Below are 3307 nucleotides of genomic sequence, written 5' to 3' on the forward strand. Positions count from 1 at the left end.
CATACCGCCGCTGGGACAGGGCGGTCTGTTCCACCACACGCCACGAGTACGTTATGGACAGCACCCCTCCGCAGAAAACCGATCACGGCCCCCAGGTCGCGGTGGCGCCCCTGAACACCATCGATGTGCGGGATGTCAGCCGCGGCGCCGAAGAATTCGACAAGTGGCTGCGCAAGATGAGCGATGACGTCATCACGCTCGATCGTATCCGCACCTTTGCCGGATCGCTGCCGGCGGTCGGCAACATCATTGCTCTGGTCGACAGCATGGGCGACATCCTCACCCTGGTGCAGTCCAAGCAACGCAACATGCTCGACTGGGTCAGCCTTGGCATCAACCTGATCGGCGTGCTGCCGGTGCCACCCACGATGGCAGCGGCCCGCATGAGCCTGCGGCCCACCTTGTTCCTGGTGCGCCAGGAGCTGAAACTCAACGGCAAATCCCTGCTGGGCGATGCCCTCATCAATGTCCTGGTGGCCCACCTCAACGCGAGCATCGTTGGCGAGATCGACAACTTCGCCAAGGAAGCCCAGGGCAAGCTCAACGGTATCCTCAAGGATGCCGGGGACTGGGGCGAGAGCGCCGTGCGCGACCTGGCCTGCGGCCTCGAGGCCATCGCCACCAGCCAGCTCGGCGCCGCGGGCGACGCCAAGAAGGCCGCCGAGCAGATGCGCGCTGCCGGCGACCAGCTTTTGCACGACCCCAAGGCCAGCATCAGCAACTTCTTCGGCGCCCTGTGGAGCAGCTACAAAGCCGCCGGCAAAGCTGCCACCAACGTGGCGGCCAAGGCCTTGCTCAATGAAAGTCAGCGCGCGTTCGTGCTCGCCCAAACCCGGGCGCTCAGTGAATTTGCCCCCGAGATCAAGCGCCAGGTCGCCGTGCTCGGCGACGAGAACGTCGCCAACAGCGTGGGCTACCTGCTCAAGGCTTTGGTGACAGCGCTGGCCCACTGGCGTGCGCGCGGGGGCGCCAGCCAGGTTGCCAACGTCAAGCCAAAGGCCACCAGCAAGGGGCAGCGCCAAGGCAGCGAAGGCATGGTGGAGGCGCAGCACAAGCAACACGCGGCCACGAAAGACCCCAATCCGCAGAAAAACGGCACCTGCGCCGGCACCTGCGGCAGCATCAGCTTCGCCATGGGCAGCGAGACCATCGCGCATACCGACTTCGTGCTGCCCGGGCCGTTCCCCATCGACTGGACCCGCACCTACCGCTCCAGCCTGGGTGCCTACGACGACCGCGAACTCGGCGCGCGCTGGATCACCCCGTACACCACGCGCATCGATATGGTCGGCGAGGGCCTGCGCTACCACGGCGCCGACGGCCGCAGCCACGACTACCCGCTGCCCAGGATCGGCGCGGTGCACGAAGACCTGATCGAAGACCTCATCCTGGTCCGCGTCAGCGAACATCGCCTGCACCTGCGCCGGGGCCACGAGCGCTGCGAAACCTATCACCGCCACGGCGATCACTTCCTGCTGATGCACATCGAGCTGCGCGGCGGCGCTGGCCTGCTGCTGGGCTACGACCGCCACGAGAGCGGTCGCGCCGTGCTGTCGGACCTCGTCACCTACCAGGACGACCCCAGCCAGCAGCACCTGCACCTGCGAACCGACATGGACGCGCACGGCCGCCTGATCGGCCTTTGGCTGATGCGCGAAGAAAAGGCCGAGCGGCGCCTGAGCCTATACCACTACGACGAGGCGGGCGATCTGACGCTGGCCCAGGACGAGAACGCGCAGGTCTGGACCTACCAGTACCAGCGCCACCTGATCACGCGCTACACCGACCGCACCGGGCGCGGCATGAACCTGGTATGGCAGGGCGACGGGCCGGACGCCAAGGCGGTGCGCGAATGGGCCGACGACGGCAGCTTCGACACCCGCCTGCAATGGGACGAGAACATCCGCCTGACCTACGTCACCGACGCGCACGGGCAGGAAACCTGGCACTACTGCGACATCCTCGGCTACACCTATCGGATCATCCACCCGGACAAGCGCTCCGAATGGTTCTTCCGCGACGACGCCAAGAACGTGGTGCGCCATGTCCACACCGACGGCAGCGAAGACCGCTACGCCTACGACGAGGTTGGCAACCTGCTCGAACACATCCGGGCAGATGGCACGGTGGTGCACTTCGCGTGGGATACCAAGAATCAGCTCATCAAGATCAGCGACGCCGAGGGCGGCCTCTGGCTGCGCGACTACGATACCCGCGGTCGCCTAACGGAGGCCATCGACCCGCTGGGCAACAAGACCGAGTACGCGTACAACCTGATGGGCCTGCCGATCGGCATCACCGACGCCAATGGCAAGACCAAGCAGCTCGAGTACAACAGCAGCGGCCAGCTCACCCGCTACGTGGACTGCTCGGCCAAGGCCAGCGAATGGGCCTACGACGCGCGCGGCCAGCTTGTGCAGTTCACCGACGCGGCCGGCCAGGTCACCCGCTACCGCCACGAGGCCGGCCAGCTCGCCGCGATCCGCTACCCGGACGATACCGAAGAGCACTTCGAGCGCGACGCAGAGGGCCGCCTGCTAACCCACATCGATGCGCTGGGCCGGCGCACCGAATGGGACTACACCGAGGCCGGCCTGCTGGCCAAGCGGGTGGACGCCGCCGGCCAGACCCTGCGCTATCAGTGGGACAAGCTCGGCCAGCTCACCGCGCTGCGCAACGAGAACGGCCGCGATGCCGAGTTCCACTACGACCCGGTGGGCCGTCTGCTGGCGGAAACCGGCTTTGACGGCGCCATCACGCGCTACGAGTACGAGGAGGAGACCGGCAAGCTGGCGCGTGCCATCGACGGGCAGCGCATCACCGCCTATACCTTCGATCCGATGGGGCGCCTCACCGAGCGGCGCGCTGCGCTGCAAACCGGCGACGCGAGCCCGCGCCAGCAAGATTGGCAGGTCGAGACCTTCGCGTACGACCTCAACGGTAACCTGGCACTGGCCAGCAACGCCGACAGCCGCCTGCAATGGTTCCACGACCCGGCTGGCAACCTGGTGCGTGAGCACCAGCACTACACCCGCCTGGGCCAGCCGCTGGTGGGCGTGTGGCTGCACGAATACGATGCGCTCAACCAGCGCATCGCCACTGTGCGCCCGGATGGCCACCGCGTCAGCTGGCTCACCTACGGCAGCGGCCACCTGTTGGCTCTCCAGTTGGATGAACGAGAACTGGTGAGCTACGAGCGCGACGACCTGCACCGCGAGGTCGCGCGCCTGCAAGGCAACCGCTTGCTGCAAACGCAGCAGTGGGACGCCATGGGGCGGCTCAGCGAGCAGGTGCTTGCCCACGAATC

The 3307-nt window shown here is 66.6% G+C and carries 1 protein-coding gene; it reads left to right on the forward strand.

Annotated features, from left to right (window positions below; translation table 11 throughout):
• Nucleotides 1-53 precede the first annotated feature (53 nt).
• Nucleotides 54-3307 (forward strand): DUF6531 domain-containing protein (locus WS75_RS04220; RefSeq protein WP_059679313.1); only part of this gene is annotated, 3254 nt, incomplete at its 3' end.

This window comes from Burkholderia sp. FL-7-2-10-S1-D7, assembly GCF_001524185.1.
Classification (GTDB): Bacteria; Pseudomonadota; Gammaproteobacteria; order Burkholderiales; family Burkholderiaceae; genus Burkholderia; species Burkholderia diffusa.